Annotated in this window: 20 protein-coding genes; 16 read left to right on the top strand and 4 right to left on the bottom strand. The window is 56.1% G+C overall.

What is annotated here, in order from left to right:
* Positions 1-1268 (top strand): 2-succinyl-5-enolpyruvyl-6-hydroxy-3-cyclohexene-1-carboxylate synthase (gene menD, locus SCT_RS12975; protein WP_237759693.1); only part of this gene is annotated, 1268 nt, incomplete at its 5' end.
* Here the strand turns inward: menD and napH are convergent.
* Genes napH through SCT_RS12960 form a run of 3 tightly spaced genes read right to left on the bottom strand, consistent with a single transcriptional unit; the run spans position 1269 to position 3247 of the window.
* Complete coding sequence (napH, locus tag SCT_RS12970) at positions 1269-2123, bottom strand: quinol dehydrogenase ferredoxin subunit NapH (protein WP_059423712.1); 855 nt, start codon at positions 2121-2123, stop codon at positions 1269-1271.
* Positions 2120-2986, bottom strand: coding sequence for a ferredoxin-type protein NapG (gene napG, locus SCT_RS12965; protein ID WP_059423710.1), 867 nt, complete (start codon positions 2984-2986; stop codon positions 2120-2122). The genes napH and napG overlap by 4 nt, the downstream gene beginning before the upstream one ends.
* A 12-nt stretch (positions 2987-2998) precedes the next feature.
* Positions 2999-3247 carry a chaperone NapD gene (locus SCT_RS12960; RefSeq protein WP_059423708.1) on the bottom strand — a complete coding sequence of 83 codons (249 nt, stop codon included), beginning with the start codon at positions 3245-3247 and terminating at the stop codon, positions 2999-3001.
* Between the two features lie 486 nt (positions 3248-3733).
* Here SCT_RS12960 and SCT_RS12955 point away from each other — a divergent pair, with 486 nt between their 5' ends.
* The 12 genes from SCT_RS12955 to SCT_RS12900 all read left to right on the top strand — a co-directional run bounded on the left by SCT_RS12955 (position 3734) and on the right by SCT_RS12900 (position 14532).
* The gene (locus SCT_RS12955; RefSeq protein ID WP_059423846.1) at positions 3734-5356 is read left to right on the top strand and encodes a cytochrome D1 domain-containing protein; all 1623 of its coding nucleotides are present in this window, start codon (positions 3734-3736) and stop codon (positions 5354-5356) included.
* Between the two features lie 90 nt (positions 5357-5446).
* On the top strand, positions 5447-6067 hold the full coding sequence (locus SCT_RS12950; RefSeq protein ID WP_059423706.1) for a c-type cytochrome: 621 nt from the start codon (positions 5447-5449) through the stop codon (positions 6065-6067).
* Positions 6068-6127: 60 nt separating this feature from the next.
* Positions 6128-6724 (top strand): NapC/NirT family cytochrome c, encoded by a 597-nt coding sequence (locus SCT_RS12945; RefSeq protein ID WP_059423703.1) that lies wholly within the window; start codon positions 6128-6130, stop codon positions 6722-6724.
* A gap of 179 nt (positions 6725-6903) precedes the next feature.
* On the top strand, positions 6904-7812 hold the full coding sequence (locus SCT_RS12940) for an ethylbenzene dehydrogenase-related protein (RefSeq protein ID WP_059423700.1): 909 nt from the start codon (positions 6904-6906) through the stop codon (positions 7810-7812).
* Positions 7813-7920: 108 nt separating this feature from the next.
* Complete coding sequence (locus SCT_RS12935; RefSeq protein WP_082098349.1) at positions 7921-8262, top strand: plastocyanin/azurin family copper-binding protein; 342 nt, start codon at positions 7921-7923, stop codon at positions 8260-8262.
* A 91-nt stretch (positions 8263-8353) separates the two neighbouring features.
* Entirely contained in the window at positions 8354-8620 is a 267-nt protein-coding gene (locus tag SCT_RS12930; RefSeq protein WP_082098348.1) for a cytochrome c, read from the top strand.
* A gap of 1 nt (position 8621) precedes the next feature.
* The gene (locus SCT_RS12925; protein WP_059423696.1) at positions 8622-9797 is read left to right on the top strand and encodes a cytochrome D1 domain-containing protein; all 1176 of its coding nucleotides are present in this window, start codon (positions 8622-8624) and stop codon (positions 9795-9797) included.
* An 83-nt stretch (positions 9798-9880) separates the two neighbouring features.
* On the top strand, positions 9881-10927 hold the full coding sequence (locus tag SCT_RS12920; RefSeq protein ID WP_059423694.1) for an Lrp/AsnC family transcriptional regulator: 1047 nt from the start codon (positions 9881-9883) through the stop codon (positions 10925-10927).
* 8 nt (positions 10928-10935) lie between these two features.
* Positions 10936-11379, top strand: a complete 444-nt coding sequence (locus SCT_RS12915) for an Lrp/AsnC family transcriptional regulator (protein WP_059423693.1) — start codon at positions 10936-10938, stop codon at positions 11377-11379.
* Positions 11376-11867, top strand: coding sequence for an AsnC family transcriptional regulator (locus SCT_RS12910; RefSeq protein ID WP_059423691.1), 492 nt, complete (start codon positions 11376-11378; stop codon positions 11865-11867). Before SCT_RS12915 ends, SCT_RS12910 begins: the two co-directional genes overlap by 4 nt.
* Before the next feature lie 2 nt (positions 11868-11869).
* A complete protein-coding gene (gene nirJ / locus SCT_RS12905; protein WP_059423689.1) occupies positions 11870-13033 on the top strand; it encodes a heme d1 biosynthesis radical SAM protein NirJ in 1164 nt (387 codons plus the stop codon).
* 2 nt (positions 13034-13035) lie between these two features.
* Positions 13036-14532, top strand: a complete 1497-nt coding sequence (locus SCT_RS12900) for a cytochrome D1 domain-containing protein (RefSeq protein ID WP_059423687.1) — start codon at positions 13036-13038, stop codon at positions 14530-14532.
* 1 nt (position 14533) lies between these two features.
* On the opposite strand, the gene SCT_RS12895 is transcribed toward SCT_RS12900, so the two are convergent.
* Complete coding sequence (locus SCT_RS12895; RefSeq protein ID WP_059423685.1) at positions 14534-15223, bottom strand: Crp/Fnr family transcriptional regulator; 690 nt, start codon at positions 15221-15223, stop codon at positions 14534-14536.
* 209 nt (positions 15224-15432) lie between these two features.
* Between SCT_RS12895 and napF the strand changes: the two genes are divergently transcribed.
* The 3 genes from napF to SCT_RS12885 all read left to right on the top strand — a co-directional run bounded on the left by napF (position 15433) and on the right by SCT_RS12885 (position 19088).
* Positions 15433-15948: a ferredoxin-type protein NapF gene (gene napF / locus SCT_RS16845; protein ID WP_082098347.1), complete on the top strand. Its 516-nt coding sequence runs from the start codon at positions 15433-15435 to the stop codon at positions 15946-15948.
* Positions 15949-15989: 41 nt separating this feature from the next.
* Entirely contained in the window at positions 15990-18512 is a 2523-nt protein-coding gene (gene napA, locus SCT_RS12890) for a nitrate reductase catalytic subunit NapA (RefSeq protein ID WP_059423684.1), read from the top strand.
* A 108-nt stretch (positions 18513-18620) separates the two neighbouring features.
* Positions 18621-19088 (top strand): nitrate reductase cytochrome c-type subunit, encoded by a 468-nt coding sequence (locus SCT_RS12885; protein WP_059423681.1) that lies wholly within the window; start codon positions 18621-18623, stop codon positions 19086-19088.
* Positions 19089-19379 lie beyond the last annotated feature (291 nt).

The raw sequence follows: 19379 nt of genomic DNA, 5'->3' as shown, positions 1-19379 counted from the left end.
CGGCAGCGCTGCAAAATCTGGGCTGGCTGGCTGTTCGCGCGGTGGATCAAAGCCGTTGGCCGCTGCCCGGCCCGGTGCATATCAACGTGCCGCTGCGCGAGCCGCTGGTGCCTTCGGGCGCTTTGCCGGAATATGAAGCGGCAGCTATGCCGAAGACGGTAAGCTACCCGGCCATGCTGCCGCCAGCGGATGAAATCGCCCGTTGGGCAACGGAGCTGTCCGGCAGACGGGGGCTGGTCGTGTGCGGTGAGGGCGAGTATCGGGATGGCTTCCCCGCCGCACTGGCGCAGCTCGCTGGGCAACTGGCCTGCCCGGTGCTGGCCGATCCGCTGTCCAATCTGCGCTTCGGTGCGCACGATCGCTCACACATTTTTAGCCGTTACGATGCTTTCCTGCGGCGCACCGGCTTTACCGAAACCCATAGGCCGGAATGGGTGCTGCGCTTCGGCACCATGCCGGTGTCCAGGCAGTTGCAGAACACCCTGGCGGCCTGCACGGAGGCAACGCATTTCCTGGTGGAATCTCACGGGCGCTGGCCCGATCCGCTGCACCAAACCACCCGACTGCTGCGTGCCGATGCCGATGAGGTGTGCGCAGCGCTGGTCGCGGCGCAGCCGCTTTCGGCGCCCGTTGCGTGGCTGGAGGATTTTTCTGCGCAGGAACGCCGCGTCGCCGCATTGACGCAAGCCGCTGCGAAACCGGTCGAGGCCGAGGTGGTGGAATCTCTGGCGCATCAACTTGCGGGGGGCTGTCTGTTCAGCGGCAATTCCATGGCGATCCGCGATCTCGATGGTTTTGCCGCAGGTGGCGAGGCGCCGCTACGCATCGTCGGCAACCGCGGTGCCAGCGGCATCGATGGCAATGTTTCCACCGCGCTGGGCTTGTGCGCCGCACTGGGTAAGCCGGTGGCGGCTCTGTTGGGTGATCTGGCGTTTTATCACGATATGAACGGTCTGCTGGCTGCGCGTGGGCTGAACATCACTTTTGTCGTGTTGAATAACGGTGGCGGGGGAATTTTCAGTTATTTGCCGCAGGTCGGGCTGGAGGAATTCGAGCGTGGCTGGCTGACCCCGACCGAGCTGGATTTTTCCCACGCCGCCCGGATGTACGGTCTTGAATACCGGAAGGTGGAATGCAGCGAGGATTTCGACGCCACATTCGCGGCGGCACTGGAGCATGACGGGCCGGATCTGATCGAGGTGACGGTTGACCGGGAGGTCAGCGTTTCCCGCCACAAGGTCTATTGGGCAGCAGTGTCCGGCGACTGATTATCTGGCTGAGCGCAGCCCGAAGCGAAACACGTCTTTCGAGCACACGTCGATGCAGCGCCCGCAGTTGGTGCAGTTGGGCGAGAGGATGGCCGGGCCGATATTCTGTTTCGCCCCCTTCAGCGCCGGCTTGATCACCTGAGGTTCGGGACAGACCGCGTAGCAGTCCATGCAGTCGTTGCACGCTTCGCGCTTGGCTGCGCTGACCCGCAGCGGGCTCCATTTGCCGAGCAGGCTGTAGAACGCGCCGACTGGGCAGACGTGGCCGCACCAGGCGTTGGCGCTGACGAACAGGTCGAGCAGGAAGACTGCCAGCACGATTGCCCAAGTCATGCCGATGCCGAAAATCAGGCCGCGGTGCAACATCGATACCGGGTTGATCAGTTCCCAGGCGATGGTGCCGGTGATGGCCGCCACCGCCAGCGTCATACCCAGCACCCAGTAGCGCAGCTTGCGCGAGATGTGTGCGCCGCCCTTGATGCCGAAGCGGCCGCGCAGCCAAGCCGCTGCGTCGGTGACCATGTTGACCGGGCAGACCCAGGAACAATAGACGCGCCCCCCGACCAGGAAGTAGAAAGCCAACACGATGGCGACGCCAATCAGCGCCATTTTTTCCGGAATATGGCCAGCCAGCAGCGACTGTAGCAGGACGTAGGGATCGGCCAGCGGCAGGGTGTTGAGCGTCAGACTGTAAGCGAGGTTGCCTTTGACGATCCACAGGCCGGCAAGCGGCCCAACCAGGAACAGGCCGAGAGTGACGAGCTGCGAGATGCGCCGCAAGACCAGCCACTTGTGGCTGCCAAACCAGCCCTTTTCGGCGAGGGCGTCGGCACCAGTCTTCTTGGCGGTGCTCATGGTTTATCTCCCTGCAGCGCCTTGGGAATTCCGGGTTGCGTTCCCGGTGCTACAGATTCACCGCTGCTGCCCGGGATCAGGCCGCGCCCTTGCTCATACTTGTAGCCCTCCGGCAGGGTGTACTGGTGCTCGATTTCCGGCGCCACCAGGCTCTTGCCGGCATGGGTCTTTTCTTCCCAACCCAGACGGTAATGTTCGCCGAGCTTGCCCTTAGCCAGCTTGATCGGGAAGACCTTGATCGCGGCTTCTTCCAGCACGCAGGATTTTTCGCATTTGCCGCAGCCGGTGCAGTAGTCGGAATGAACCGTCGGCAGGAACATGGTGTGCTTGCCGGTGCGCACGTTGTGTATTGGTTCCAAGGTGATGGCCTTGTCGATCACCGGGCAGACGCGGTAGCAGACGTCACAGCGCAGGCCGAGGAAGTTGAGGCAGGTTTCGTGGTCGACCAGCACCGCCAGGCCCATTTTCGACTTGTTGATGTCGGTGAGCTGATGGTCAAGCGCCCCGGTGGGGCAGGCCTTTACGCAGGGGATGTCCTCGCACATTTCGCAGGGGATATTGCGTGCCACGAAATAGGGCGTGCCGGTGGCGACACTGTGCTCGGGCTTGGCCAGTTCGAGGATATTGTAGGGGCAGTCTCGCACGCACAGGCCGCAGCGGATGCAGGCACCCTGGAAATCGGCTTCCAATAGCGCTCCGGGCGGGCGGATGGCGAGCGGCGGCAGCGCCTTCGCCTGCTTGGCATAGAGTCCCAAGCCCGCGCCCATCAGGCCGACGGTGCAGGCGGTTTTCACCATGTCGATCAGGAACTGGCGCCGTGTAGCCTGCCCGACGCCGGGCTTTTTGCCGTTGGTATCGTTCATTTGCTTGAAACGTTATGCAGTTGCTTCGGTGTCCGGCTCGAAATGATGATAGACCATCGCTGTCGAGAGTATGCCGGGGATCCGGCCGATTTCTTCGAACATATCTGCGGTTTCCCGATCACTGGGTTTTTCAATGGTGACGACCATCTTGCCTTCGGCGCTGGCAGCATGGACGTCCACGCCGGGGATTTTTTCCAGCTGGGTGCGAACCATATCGATTTTGCCCGGACTGGCATGAACCACGATGCCTGAAATGTTCATTGTTGGCCTTTACGATAATGACAAAATTTAATTCTAGCTGTTTGTGGCCAGCTTGCACCCCAGGGTTTTTTATCGCCTTGATGCAAATCAAAAAGTGATTAAATTCTTGGTCTGTCTTAAGCGGCTGCAGCGCTGAGTGACGCGATGTTCAGCATTAACAGTGTGGATAGGGCTGCAAGCCTTTTACGAATCCCGGGTGCTGAAATTCTCAAGGGGCATGAAGAAGTGGCAGGCTTTTGCCAGGACAATATTGCCGCAATACGTTGAAATACGGGGTCATGAATGATGGTTAATTCATATATGAGCTTATACAGAGGCAGGGATACCCTTAAAAATCCAAAAGTCTTGATGTAGGTCAAGGTCGCCATGTTTGGAGTAAGGGATTATTTAGCCTATCGTGTAAGTACACGTTCAGTAGTATTCATTTGCTTTTCAAATTCTTTGGAAAGTGTAATGCGATCTTCACTCGTATAAGGGGGTTTGGTGATGAATAAGTTTACCGTTTCTGCGCTGGCACTGGCTGTAGCTGGCATGTTCAATGTAGCGTATGCGGCTGATGAGCCGGCAACGATGTCGGTGGAAAAGAAGGCGGCCGCCGCGAAGATCTATTTTGAACGCTGCGCCGGCTGCCACGGCATTCTGCGCAAGGGTGCAACAGGTAAGAACCTGGAACCGGTCAACACCAATAAACTTGGTCAAAATCGCCTGGAGAAGATTATCTCCTACGGCACCGAGGGCGGCATGGTGAACTTTGACGACATTCTGAGCAAGGATGACATTTCCATGATGGCGACCTACATCCAGCAGACGCCGGATGTGCCGCCGGAATTCGGCATGAAGGACATGCTGGCTTCCTGGAAGGTGATGGTCAAGCCGGAAGACCGCCCCAAGAAGCCGATGAACAAGATCAACCTGAAAAACGTGTTCTCGGTGACCCTGCGCGACACCGGTGAAGTGGCGCTGATCGATGGCGACACCAAACAGATCTGGGGTATCGTCAAGACCGGTTATGCCGTACATATTTCCCGTTTGTCCATGTCCGGCCGTTATGTCTACGTGATCGGCCGCGACGGCAAGCTCGACTTGATCGACATGTGGTTCGAGAAGCCGACCATCGTGGCGGAAATCAAGGTCGGTATCGAAGCCCGTTCGGTGGAAACCTCCAAGTTCAAAGGCTACGAAGACAAGTACGCGATTGCGGGCTCCTACTGGCCGCCACAATACGCCATCATGGACGGTCTTACCCTGCAGCCGTTGAAAATCGTTTCGACCCGCGGCATGACAGTAGATGGAGAGTACCATCCAGAGCCACGCGTGGCCTCTATCGTGGCTACCGAGGACAAGCCGGAGTGGGTGGTCAACGTCAAGGAGACCGGCATGATCAGGCTGGTCGACTACTCGGATCTGAAGAACCTGAAGGAAACCACGATCGAATCTGCCAAGTTTCTGCATGACGGTGGCTGGGATTCGACCAAGCGCTACTTCCTGGTGGCGGCGAACGCCTCCAACAAGGTGGCGGTGGTGGATACCAAGACCGGCAAACTGGCTGCCCTGGTGGATACCAAAGCCCGCCCACATCCTGGTCGTGGCGCCAACTTCGTGCATCCCAAGTTCGGCCCGGTGTGGGCAACCAGCCATCTGGGTGCAGACGTGATCTCCTTGATTGGCACCGACCCGGTGAAACACAAGCAGTACGCCTGGAAGGTGGTGCAGGAACTGAAGAATCATGGCGGTGGCTCGCTCTTCGTCAAGACCCATCCGAAGTCTAACCACCTTTGGGCAGATGCCCCTCTGAATCCAGAGAAAGACCTGGCGGAGTCGGTGACTGTTTACGATATCAAGAACCTGGATAAGCCGCCAGTTATCATCAATGTGGCCAAGATGGCTGACTTGCCCGAATCCAAGGCAACCAAGCGCGTGGTGCAAGCTGAGTACAATGCCGACGGCACCGAGGTCTGGTATTCGATCTGGGCGGGCAAGACCGAGCCATCCGCGATTGTGGTGCTGGACGACAAGACGCTGAAAATGAAGGCCGTGATCAAGGACCCAAAACTGATTACACCGACCGGAAAGTTCAACGTTTATAATACTCAGCGCGACATTTACTAATCTCGTCTGATTGAACCCGGGAACTGGTCCCCGGGTTTTTTTTACTGCACTCAAAGAGTATTATTATTTAATAATATTGGGATGATAATTATGAAACACCATACTGGATTTACATTGTTGGCGGTTAGTGCCCTGTTCGGCCTTTCTGTTGCAACTGGCGCAAGTGCCGATGCGGGCAAGCTGACCGAGAGTTGCGTAGGCTGCCACGGCAAGGGCGGCGCCAACACCGAGGCGGCTATTCCGAATATCGGTGGCTATTCCGCAGCATATATGACTGATGCCTTGAAGCTTTACAAGACCAAGGCACGTCCTTGCCCTGAGACCAAGATTCCTGGTGGCGCCAAGAAAGGCACGAAATCCGATATGTGTCAGGCGGTCAAGGACCTGAGTGACGCCGATATCAAGGAAATCGCTGAATCTTTTGCCGAGCAAAAATTCGTTCGCACACCGCAAAAATTTGATGCGGCCCTGGCCAAGAAAGGCAAGGAGCTCCATGACAGGCTTTGTGAAAAATGCCACTCCGAAGGTGGTTCCGTAGCAAGCGACGATGTCGGTATTCTGGCTGGCCAGAAAATGGTTTACCTTGAAGAGCAGACCAAGTTCTTCCTTGAAGGCAAACGGCCTATCTCCAAAAAGATGAAGCCGAAGCTGGAAGAGCTGGATAAGGCCGGAATCCAGGCAGTCCTCAACTACTACGCCAGTTTTAAGTAAGCTTCTAGCGTTTGTGTGAATTCAACCCGTTATATTGAAATAGAGAAAGAGGGAGTAAGTATGTCAGCCCCGACGGAAACTAAGAAGCCTGGTGGATTTTGGCAGGCGTTGCGCAGTCCAAGTGCCAAATATTCATTATTGACACTGCTGGGCGGAGGGTTCGTCGCGGGTATCATTTTCTGGGGTGGTTTCAACACCGCCATGGAGGCGACCAACACGCTCGAGTTTTGTCTTTCCTGCCACGAGATGAAGAATACCGTTTATCAGGAATACAAAACGACCATCCATGCCTCGAATCGCACCGGCGTGCGCGCAGTCTGTTCCGATTGTCATGTGCCCAAGGACTGGATTCACAAGATGCAGCGCAAGATTCAGGCGAGCGGGGAAGTGTGGGGCAAGCTGACGGGCAGTATTGATACCAAGGAAAAATTCGAGGCTAAGCGGCTGGAATTAGCGAAGCACGAATGGGCGCGTATGAAGAATTCGGATTCGCGTGAATGTCGCAACTGCCACAGCTATGCAGCGATGAATATGGAAGTGCAAGACAAGAGCGCCAAGAAGAGGCATGCTCAGGCCGCAGAGCCCGGCTCTGGCAAGACTTGTATAGACTGCCATAAGGGTATTGCTCATCACCTGCCCAAAGGCGCAGAGGAATAAATACTGCGTCGCGTCTGATTCTGGCGCCAGGACGGTGTGAATGTTTGAAGGGACTACCGGACGATTTGCCTGAATAGATGATGCCCGGGGAGCTTTTGCTCCCCGAGGCATTCTTGAAAGGCGGAATTTAAGTAATCTTGTTCAATAGTTGTGAAATCAATTGTGATAAAGGGAAAGCGATGATCAAGCATCTGATTGCTGTTTCTGTATTAAGTCTGTCCATGGCGGGTGCAAATGGGCCGGTATTAGCTGCCGATGTGAGCCAAGCGCCCGCCAAGAAAATTGTCGTGTTTTACCCGGGTAGCTCGGGTATGGAGTGGATTCTGAAAGGCACCGAACATGGTGGCGCAAAGCCTGTGAAAAGGGGCGAACCATGCATCGGCTGTCATATTGATGAAAACAAGAAGATGGATGAGTCGGCTGAAATCGGCGCGAAAATCCTGTCGGGCGAAAAATCCAAGAATACTGCGCTGGAACCCAACCCGATTAAGGGTAAGCCGGGCAGCATCGCAGTCAACGTCCAGGCCGCTCATGACGCCAACAATCTGTATTTGCGCTTTACCTGGAAAAACACCGGCTTCAATAGTGGCAACAAAATGGACGCTGAAAATCCGGTCAAACTGGCGGTGATGCTGGAGGAGCCGGGCAAGCTCGAGAATGACACTACCGGCGGCTGCTGGGCGACCTGCCATACTGATGTGCGTACCATGCCAGGTGTGACCGATGACAAGAAGACCAAATATGTCGTCGGTGCCAGCCTGGCAGATGGCAAATTTTTCGATATTTTTCAATTCCGGAGCGGCAAGGGCCAGTTCGTCGATGGCCACATTACTGACAAGCGCGTGATGGAGGGCGGAAAAGCCTTGCAGGAAGCCAAGGGTGAATTGAACGGCGACACATGGACAGTGACTTTCACCCGCAAGCTGAGCGGTGGCGAAGGTGACGTCGCGCTGCTACCGGGCAAGGAATACAATTTCGGTTTTGCTATCCATGACGACTATACCGCTGGCCGTTACCATTACGTATCCTTCGGTTACACGCTGGCGCTGGATAACCCGAAAGCAGGGGTTAATGCAGTAAAACAATAAGTTTGTGTGGGCAGGAACCGAAGGTTCCCTCTTCCATTCGCCTCCTGGTAAAAAAGGGGAACTTCGCGCGTGTTTGCGAGGTCATCCCAATTTAAAGATGAGGAGTGAATGATGGTAATGAAGACCATAGCGCTAACCGTATCAAAATCGCTTCTTGCTGCTTTGATATTGGCCTCTGTGGCGAATGCCGGAGAGGTGGTAGAGGTCAGTATCGAGAAAATGCAGTTCGAGCCACAACTGGTCAAAATCAAGCCCGGCATCACGGTCAAGTGGGTCAACAATGAAAGACGTAACAACCATTCCGTCTTTTTCGAGAAGGAAGGCTATCCTGAGTCCGAGCGTTTTTTCCCCGGAGAGTCCTGGCAGCGCACATTCGACAAGCCGGGCGTTTACCCTTACCGGTGCGGTCCTCACCCAGAAATGACCGGAGTGGTGGAAGTTGCGGAATGAATTTAGGGTCAGGCAAGCTTGCCGGGTCGGGCTGCTGACGATTTGCCTCTGTATTCATCCAGAATCTACTTTGGCCGCTCCGGAAAATAACGTGGGCACCTATGAGCCTGCACTCGCACGTCGCGCGGAATTGCTCAATCTGATACGCCAGGACTGCGGTTCCTGCCATGGCATGAAGCTGACTGGCGGACTGGGTCTACCGCTCACCCCCGATATGCTTAGAGGTAAATCCCCCGAAGCGTTGCAGCAAACCATCCTGTATGGGCGCGGCGGTACGCCGATGCCGCCTTGGGCACCCTTCATGACCGAGGCCGAGGCTGGCTGGATCGTAGAAACCCTGCTGAAAGGATTACCCTGAAATGCGCAAGTTGTCTGTGACTCCCCTTTTCCTCCTGCTGATTATTCTGCAAGGCTGTGCTTCCTCAACCCTGCGCGGGACCGGAGACCTTGGCGTAGTGATCGAGCGCGCCGCGGGGAGCATACAGGTGGTTGAAACCACCGGCCATACACGGCTAGGGCAAATCACCGGCCTGGGCGACCTGTCCCATGCTTCGGTCAATTATTCCCGCGATGAGCGCTATGCCTATATTTTCGGGCGTGACGGCGGGCTGACCAAGGTGGATTTGCTCGAAATGCGCATCGTCAAGCGCGTGATGCAGTCCGGCAACAGCATTGGCGGCGCGATCTCCCAGGACGGCAAACTGATTGCGGTGGCCAACTACACCCCCGGTGGCGTAAAGGTGTTCGATGCCGCTACGCTCGAACTGGTGGCAGATATTCCCTCGCTGGATGATAACGGCAAGCCTTCCAAGGTGATCGGGCTGGTGGATGCACCCGGAAACCGCTTTGTGTGGAGCTTGTTCGAGGCGGGTGAAATCTGGGTGGGCGATCTGCGTGATCCGGCCAAGCCGGCAGTCACCAAATTCAAGCAGGTTGGCAAGGAGCCTTATGATGCCATGATCACCGCCGACGGGCGCTACTACCTGGCCGGCCTGTTCGGCGAGGATGGCTTAGCATTGCTTGACCTGTGGAACATGGAGGCGGGCGTGAAGCGCGTGTTGAACGGCTACGGCAAGGGCGAGCAGAAATTGCCGGTTTACAAAATGCCGCATCTGGAAGGCTGGGCTGCGACCGGCAATGAACTGCTGGTGCCGGCAGTGGGACGGCATGAGGTGCTGGTGATTGACCAGAATACATGGAAAGAAGTTGGGCGGATTCCGGTTCACGGCCAACCCGTGTTCGTCATTGCTCGGCCGGATAATCGCCAGGTATGGGTAAACTTTGCCTTCCCGAATAATGATACGGTGCAGGTGATCGATGTACAGAGCCGCGCCATTGTAAAAACCCTGAAGCCGGGCAAGGCCGTGCTGCACATGGAGTTCACCCCACGTGGGGAACAGATCTGGGTTTCGGTGCGTGACGAGGATCGGGTGGATATTTTTGACAGCGAAACCTTCATCAAAGTCGGCGAGTTGGGTGCCGACAAGCCTAGCGGTATTTTCTTTACCCCTCGCGCCCACCGGATTGGCCTGTAGTTGTACTAGTGGGGCCAAACTTGATCTAAAGCAAGGCTCATACCCCGCAAGTGGGGCACACTGCTCGCAACTTGGGGCCAATTATGACGGAACTTGAACTGCATCTTCTCAATGATTACCAGCGCGATTTTCCGCTGGTGCCGGCGCCTTTTGGCGTAATCGCCGGACGTCTGGGCGTAAGCGAAGCCCAGGTGCTGGAAACGCTTGTGCAGCTTCAGTTGTGCGGCACGGTAAGCCGGGTCGGGGCGGTGTTCAGGCCGCATAGCATAGGCTCAAGCTCCCTTGCTGCGATTGCGGTTCCCGCTGACAAGCTCGAAGAAGCGGCCCGGCTGGTCAGCAGCTACAACGAAGTGAATCATAACTACGAACGCGAGCATCATTACAACCTGTGGTTTGTCGTCGCTGCTGCCGATGAAGCGCGGGTTCGCGAGGTACTGGCCGAGATCGGGGGTCGTACCGGTTGTCCGGTGCTGCATTTGCCGATGCTTGAGGACTACCATATCGACCTTGGATTCGATCTTTTGCAACCCCATCAGGGAAGGCGCGCCGTAAGCCAGCGCGCGCCGAGCCGGGATGTGCTGCACCTAGCTGTCGCTCCGGCGGTACCACAGCCGTCTGAAACCGCGCTGATTGGGGCGGTTCAGCAGGGACTACCGCTAGTGTCGCGGCCCTTTGCCGAGATAGGCGAGAGCATCGGCCTCTCTGAAAGCGAAGTCATCGCCGGCCTGGCACAGCTTCAGGAGCAGGGTGTCATCAAGCGCATCGGAGTGGTAGTGCGTCACCACGAACTCGGTTATCGCGCCAATGCAATGGTGGTATGGGATATCCCGGATGACCGGGTTAGCACGCTGGGACATTGCATCGGCAAATTCGATTTCGTCACCCTGTGCTACCAGCGGCCGCGGCGTCTGCCCTCCTGGCGCTATAACCTGTTCTGCATGATCCATGGCCGGGATCGTGACGAGGTGCTGAGCCTGGTCGCGGAACTGGAGGAGCAATGCGGTCTCCATGATGTTTCCCACGAAGTGCTGTTCAGCCAGCGTCGTTTCAAACAGTGCGGTGCCCGCTATGTGACCACCGGACAGGAATCGGCCCGATCTGCCCAGCGCGGCGCGGCCAGCAGGGGTTGAGTTTATCGATGGACGAGTTGGACCGGGCAATTATCAACGAACTGCAGGGTGGTTTCCCTATCAGCGACCAGCCATTTGCCGAGGTCGCGGCGAGGTTCAATATTACCGAACAGGAATTGATCGCACGCATCGACAGTCTACTGGAAAATAAGGTGTTATCCCGCTTCGGCCCGATGTACCACGCCGAGCGCATGGGCGGAAGCTTGAGCCTGGCGGCGATGAAAATCCCGGTGGAAGATTTTGAACGGGTGGCGGAAATCGTCAACGCGATGCCGGAGGTTGCACACAATTACGCGCGAGACCATATTCTCAGTATGTGGTTCGTGCTTGCCACCGAGACGCCGCAGGCCCATGCGCGGGCATTGAAAAAAATTGAGCGGGAAACCGGCTATCCGGTCTACGATATGCCGAAGATTAAAGAATATTTTGTTGGACTAAAGCTCACGGCATGAATCCTGAACCTGCGATCGATGGAATAGACCGGCAGATCATCCTTGCCACCCAGTCCGGCCTGCCTCTTGAGCCGCAGCCCTATCATGCGGTTGCCCGGCAGGTGGGCGTTTCCCCCGAAGAGGTGATGGCGCGCATGCGCCGCATGCTCGTGACCGGTATGATCCGTCGCATCGGCGTGGTGCCTAATCATTATGCCTTGGGCTACAAGGCGAATGGCATGACAGTGTGGGATGTCCCCGATGAGAAGGTGGATGAACTGGGCGAACGGGTCGGTGCGCTGGACTTCGTCAGCCACTGCTACCATCGGCCGCGTCATCTGCCGGATTGGCCGTACAATTTTTTTGCCATGGTGCATGGCCACGACAAACCTGAAGTGGAGGCGCAAGTGCGCCAAATTGCCAATCTGCTGGGCGATGCCGACCGCGGTCACGAGATTCTTTACAGCACGCGCATCCTGAAGAAAACCGGGCTGCGCATCGGGGGTTGACCATGTTTCGTATTTCCCAATTCATGCAGGAAGTTGCTCATCCCACCCCGCTAGGGACTAAGCGCAATCCGCCCGGACCGGTGGTGATCTGGAATTTGATTCGGCGCTGCAACCTGACCTGCAAGCACTGCTACTCGATTTCGGCGGACAAGGATTTCCCTGGTGAGTTGTCCACCGCCGATGTCTTCACCGTGATGGATGACCTCAAGCGCTTTCGCGTGCCGGTGCTGATTCTGTCCGGCGGCGAGCCGCTGCTACGTCCGGATATTTTCGAGATTGCCCACCGAGCAAAAAAAATGGACTTTTACGTTGGCCTGTCGAGTAATGGAACCCTGATTGATGAAAGCAATATCGACCGCATTGCTGCAGTCGGATTTGACTACGTCGGTGTCAGTCTTGACGGAATTCAGGAAACCCACGACAAGTTTCGGCGCATGGAAGGGGCCTACGATGCGTCCATGCATGGCATTCGCCTATGCAAGTCTCGAGGAATCAAGGTCGGCATCCGCTTTACCCTGACCCAGGACAATGCGCACGATTTGCCGGGCCTCCTGCAATTGATGGAAGATGAGGAACTGGACAAGTTTTACCTGTCGCACCTCAACTATGCCGGCCGGGGCAACAAAAACCGTAAGAATGACGTATTCCATCAGGCTACCCGATCGGCCATGGATCTGCTGTTCGACACCTGCTGGCGCTACCAGCAGGAAGGTAAGCAGAAGGAATTCGTTACCGGCAATAACGATGCTGATGGCGTCTATCTACTCTTCTGGGTACGGCAGCATTTTCCTCAGCTTGAAGAACATGTTCGCGCCAAGCTGGTGCAGTGGGGTGGCAATTCCTCCGGCGTAAATGTCGCCAACATCGACAATTTGGGCAACGTTCACCCCGACACCATGTGGTGGAACTACAATCTTGGCAATGTGCTCGAGCGGCCATTCTCGGAAATCTGGACGGATACCTCCGACCCTATTATGGCTGGACTGAAGGCGCATCCGCGCGAAGTCGGCGGGCGTTGTGGTCAGTGCGCCCATTTCGACATCTGCGGCGGCAATACCCGGGTGCGTGCCTGGCAGGTGAGCGGCGACCCATGGGCGGAAGATCCGGCCTGCTATCTGGAAGATGAGGAAATTGGTATTGCTGTTGAGGCGGCCACTGAAAGCTGAATATGAGCAAAAAATATTTGTGGTTATGTGTCTCTGTGGTTGGTTTGCTCTGGGCATTTGAAGCCTTGGCGGGCCAACCCGTCGAAAAGAACTTTGCCGACAATTGCGCTTCCTGCCACGGTGCCGACCGTCTGGGCGGCACCGGGCCGGCGTTGTTGCCGGAAAATCTTGAACGCCTGCGCCGGCCGGAGGCGTTCAAGACCATTGCCGAAGGGCGCATCGCCAGCCAAATGGTGGGTTTTGCCGCCAAGCTCGCCAAGGAGGACATCCAGGCGCTGGTGGACCTTATCTACCAGCCGTTGCCCAAGACGCCGGTATGGGGAGCGGATGAGATCATCACTTCCCATCTCCAGCATGTCACCGAGGCGTTGCCCGATAAGCCGGTATTCAGCGCAGATCCCCTGAATCTGTTTGTGGTGGTGGAAGTGGGCGATCACCATGCCACCATCCTGGATGGTGACAAATTTGAACCGATTTATCGCTTCCCGACGCGCTTTGCACTGCACGGCGGACCGAAATTCAGCCCTGATGGCCGCTTTGTGTATTTCGCCTCGCGCGACGGCTGGATCAGCAAGTTCGATATCTACAATTTGAAGATGGTGGCGGAAGTGCGCGCCGGCATCAACACCCGTAATCTGGCTGTGTCCGGAGACGGCAATACGGTGCTGGTGGGCAATTATTTGCCCCACTCCCTAGTGCTTTTAAATGCCGAGGATCTCACGCTGATCAAGGTGATTCCGACGTTGGGCCAAGATGGAAAAAGATCGCGGGTGTCCGCTGTTTACCAGGCAGAGCCACGTGGCAGCTTCGTTGCTGCACTGAAGGATGTGAAGGAAGTGTGGGAAATTCCCTATGGAGATAAGGATTTTCCGGTGCGACGCATTGCAGTAGACAACTATCTGGATGATTTTTTCTTCGATCAATCCTATCGCCACTTGATCAGCGCTGCGCGAGACGGGAAGAAGGGGCAGGTGATCGATCTCGATTCTGGCAAGAAAGTGGCGGAAATCGACTTGCCAGGCATGCCGCACTTGGGTTCCGGCATTACCTGGGAATATCAGGGCCATCCGGTGATGGCGACGCCTAACTTGAAGGAGGCGCTGGTGAGCGTAATCGACATGACCACCTGGCAGACGGTGAAGCAGATCAAGACGATCGGGCCTGGCTTCTTCATGCGTAGCCACGAAAACACACCTTATGCCTGGACTGATGGCTTCAGTAGCGGCAACCCGGAAAGCCGTGACGCTATGACGCTAATCGATAAGCGCACCTTGGAAGTGGCGCATATTCTTCGCCCGATTCCGGGTAAAACAGCGGCACACGTTGAATTCACCCGCGATGGCAAATATGCGCTGGTCAGCGTGTGGGAGATGGACGGTGCACTGGTTATTTACGACGCGGCCACGCTCAAGGAAGTCAAGCGCTTGCCGATGAAGAAGCCGTCAGGGAAATACAACGTCTACAACAAGATCACGCGTTCTGCCGGAACGAGCCACTGATCTATTGTTGGCCGTAGGCGCGAAGCTTGTCCATGTCCAGGATGGTCACATCCTTGCCTTTGACATTGATCAGTCCGGCGGAAGACAGGTCATGCAGGACGCGCGAAAAAGTCTCCGGCGAGATGTTGAGGCGCGAGGCGATCACGGTTTTGCTGGCGGGCAGATTGACGTGAAGGTTCTTGCAGCTGTCAGGGTTGTCGCAGTCATGTTGCAGCAGGTAGCCGATCACCCGCTGGGTGCAGGAGCGCAAGCTATAGGCTTCGACATCGCCGATCAGGCTGTGCAGCCTGCTGCTTAGTCCGGCCAGCATCTTGCGGCAGAAGATCGGGTCGCGTTCGATTCCATCAAATACTGCCGTTCTGGAAATATGCAGCAGAAGGGAATCGGCGAGCGCCTGAGCATAGACCGGATAAGGCATGTCCATGAACATCACCGCTTCCCCGAAGGTTTTTCCGGGGCCAACCAGATGCACCACCTTTTCCACTCCCTGCGGTGACGAGAATGCCAGTTTCAACTGGCCGTGAACCACGACGTAAAAGCCGTGCGACGGATCGCCCCGTTGAAACACTATTTCACCGCGCGTAGTGTGTAATTCCCTGGTGTTTTGCGCGATCCGGTCGATTTCCTCCGGCTCCATTTGTTTGAACAGAGGGAGATTGGCCAGAATTGCGTGAATCTTGGTGCTGCTCAAATCGTTTCCTCTCGGGAGTTGGTCGGTTTTGCTATGGGGTAAGCAACAGAAAATACTACCGATTTACACGGAGGAATGCAATTTTATGCTGTCTGCGCACTCGTAAGATTTAGTGTGAAAACGGCACAAGATATTCAAAATATTTGACCTATGTCAAGGCTGGCCGAGTCATTTCCGCGCAATCTTATTCCCACGATATTGAAGTGGGAATGCTCCCTGTGACAAACGGCATTAGCCGCGCTCAATTTATCCGCGGAAAATTCAGTGGATCTAAGCAAGTAATCCGTCCCCCCTGGGCGATGGCCGAACCAGATTTTGTGGAGTCATGTACCCGGTGCGGCGACTGCGTTGGCGTTTGCCCCGAGAAAATCCTGGAAACGGGTCGTGGAGGCTTTCCCCTCGTTGATTTTTCCAAAGGCGAGTGCACCTTCTGTGGTGACTGCGCCGGAAAGTGCAAAAGCAATGCCTTGAACAAGCGGGTTGATGTTGCGCCATGGTCATTGAAGGCCATCGTCGCCTCATCCTGCCTGACTCTGAAGCAGGTGGTGTGCCGAACTTGTGGGGAGTCCTGCCCGGTTGGTGCCATTCGCTTCAGGATTTCAGCCGGTGCGGTAGCCCGGCCGGAAGTCGATCCCGTTGCCTGTACCGGTTGTGGGGCATGTTTTGGGCCATGCCCGGTTTCCGCTGTAATGATCGGCGAGATTCTCGTGGAAGCGGCTGCTTAATCGATTTAGAGAAACAGTGATTTTTTGCGAGGAGGTCTGAAATGAAGTTGACGCGACGGGAGTTTATCAAGACCAGTGCGGTGGCTGCGACGGCAGTTGCGGCTGGAGTGACAGTGCCAGGCGTGCAGGAAGCGCTGGCGGCGGGCGGTGATACCGGCATTAGATGGGACAAGGGTGCCTGCCGCTTCTGCGGTACCGGTTGCGGCGTGCTGGTGGGCACCAAGGGCGGCCGCGTGGTGGCAACCCAGGGTGACCCGGATGCGCCGGTCAACCGTGGGCTCAACTGCATCAAGGGTTATTTCCTGTCCAAGATCATGTACGGCAAGGATCGTCTGACCTCGCCCATGTTGCGCATGAAAGACGGAAAATTCGACAAGAACGGCGAGTTCACACCGATTTCCTGGGATCAGGCCTTCGATGTCATGGCAGAGAAATGCAAGGCGACACTCAAGGCCAAGGGCCCGACTGCGGTGGGGATGTTCGGTTCCGGCCAATGGACTGTTTGGGAAGGCTATGCGGCCGCCAAGTTTTACAAGGCGGGGCTCCGCTCCAATAATATCGACCCCAACGCCCGCCACTGTATGGCGTCCGCCGTGGCCGGCTTCATGCGCACCTTCGGCATCGACGAGCCGATGGGCTGCTATGATGACCTTGAACACGCCGATGCCTTCGTGTTGTGGGGCTCCAACATGGCCGAGATGCACCCGATCCTGTGGTCGCGTCTGACTGACCGGCGTTTGACCGGGCCGGATGTCAAGGTTGCAGTGCTTTCTACCTTTACCCATCGTAGTTGCGAACTGGCGGATATCGAGCTGATCTTCAATCCCCAGAGCGATCTGGCCATCCTCAATTACATCGCCAATTACATTATCCAGCACGGTGCGGTGAACGAGGAATTCGTCAAGAACCATGTCAACTTCGCCAAGGGTGCAACCAATATCGGTTATGGCCTGAGGCCCAATCACCCGCTTGAACAGGCTGCCACCAACAACGGCTACCCGGGTGCCGATGGCAAACCCAAGGGCGACCCCAATGCCGCGTCGCCGATCACCTTCGACGAATTCAAGAAATTCGTTTCAGAGTACACCCTGGATAAAACTCATGAAATCTCGGGCGTGCCCAAGGACAAGCTTGAGGCGCTGGCCAAACTGTACGCTGATCCCAAGCGCAAGGTGGTGTCTTACTGGACCATGGGCTTCAATCAGCATACCCGCGGCACCTGGGTCAACAACATGATCTACAACGTGCACCTGCTGGTTGGCAAGATTTCAGAACCGGGCAATGGTCCTTTCTCCCTGACCGGCCAGCCTTCTGCTTGCGGCACCGCACGCGAGGTGGGTACATTCTCCCATCGTCTGCCCGCGGATATGGTGGTGATGAATCCCAAGCATCGCGAGATCACCGAGAAGATATGGAAACTGCCGTCCGGCACTATTCCGGACAAACCAGGCTTCCATGCCGTGCTGCAGAATCGCATGCTCAAGGACGGCAAGCTCAACTTTTACTGGGTGCAGTGCAACAACAACATGCAGGCTGCGGCCAACATGAACGAGGAAACCTATCCGGGTTACCGTAACCCTGCCAACTTTATTGTTGTCTCCGATCCGTATCCGACATTGACGGCTATGGCGGGCGACCTGATTCTGCCTACAGCCATGTGGATGGAGAAGGAAGGCGCTTACGGCAATGCCGAACGGCGTACCCAGTTTTGGCGCCAGCAGGTGAAGCCCCAAGGCAATGCTAAATCCGACCTGTGGCAAGTGATGGAGTTTTCCAAGCGCTTCAAGGTGGAGGAGGTGTGGCCGGCCGATCTTATCGCCAAGATGCCGGAATACAAGGGCAAGACCTTGTTCGACGTGCTTTATGCAAATGGTCAGGTTAACAAGTTTCCGCTTTCGCAACTGCAGGCGGGGTACGACAATGACGAATCCAGGGATTTCGGTTTCTATGTGCAGAAAGGCCTGTTCGAGGAATACGCCTCGTTCGGTCGCGGGCATGGTCATGACCTGGCCGATTTCGAGCAGTACCACAAGGCCCGCGGCTTGCGCTGGCCAGTCGTGGACAACAAGGAAACTTTGTGGCGGTTCCGCGAGGGCTACGATCCATACGTGAAAAAAGGCGAAGGGATCAGGTTCTATGGCAAGCCGGACGGCAAGGCAGTGATTTTTGCTTTGCCTTATGAACCGCCAGCAGAGTCTCCGGATAAAGAATATGACATGTGGCTGTCTACAGGCCGCGTGCTGGAACACTGGCACTCCGGTTCCATGACTCAGCGCGTGCCAGAACTGCACAAGGCTTTCCCCGATGCCTGGGTGTTTATGCATCCGGACGACGCCAAGAAACGTGGCTTCAAACGCGGCGATGTGGTGAAGGTGGTCAGCAGGCGTGGGGAGGTGGTGACGCGCGTCGAGACACGCGGGCGCAACAAACCCCCTGTCGGTTTGGTGTTTCTCCCATGGTTTGACGAAAGCCGTTTGGCGAACAAACTGACCTTGGATGCAACCTGCCCGATTTCCAAGGAAACCGACTACAAGAAATGCGCGGTCAAGGTCGTCAAGGTTTGATCCTTGGCAGGGGGAGCGGCCGGCACTTGGGTCTCTCTCTCGTTGGACTTGATGATGCACTCAATAGAGGCAGACTTTGAAAGTTAAACTCCAAAGGAGGAATTTAATATGGCAATGCGCTATAAGCTGATCGTGACACTTGCCGCCGTGGCACTGTCGACAATATTTTTCGCGTCATGCGCGACCACACCCGTTGAGAAACCGCACGCTTTGCGGCTCAACCAAATGACCGCAGAGGACCAAGCTCCAGCTTTGCTGGAATATCAGGGAAAAACACCGGGCGAACAGGAAAAGATCGCTCGCACCTTCGAGCAGCAGCCGCCGCTAATCCCGCACAAGATCGATGGCTACCGAATCGACTTCAAGAAGAACCGCTGCCTGGAGTGCCATGATCGTCCAAATTACAAGGAAGAAAACGCTCCCAAGATCGGCGACAGCCACTATATCGACCGCGAAGGCAAGGAGCTGAAACATATCTGGATGGGGCGCTACAATTGCAACCAGTGCCATGTTCCGCAAGCCGACGCGCAACCGCTGGTGAGCAACACTTTCCAGTCGATTAAGGCCGGGAACTGATTGTTTCTCTAAAATAATCCTCCGCAATAAAAGCACTATTGCGGAGGATTTTTGTTGTAGTACACTAACCAGAGGGAATAGTCCGAATTAAGTCCTGCGGGTTCACAGAGGGCTTGATCAGTGACCCCCAAATAACACCGCAAATAAGGTGTGTTGGTTGTCGTTATGTCAATCCAAATAAAGGAGGAACAATGAATTGAGCTTGGTCGTGTTTTCCGGCCCCCAACGTAGCGCTCATGCCGCCCGATTTTCCTTCAAGAGCCAGTTGGCGTAGTGCTGTGCCGGGCTCTG

The sequence above is a fragment of the Sulfuricella sp. T08 genome, assembly GCF_000971475.1.
GTDB lineage: Bacteria > Pseudomonadota > Gammaproteobacteria > Burkholderiales > Sulfuricellaceae > Sulfuricella.
This window is presented reverse-complemented; position numbering and strand designations above follow the sequence as displayed.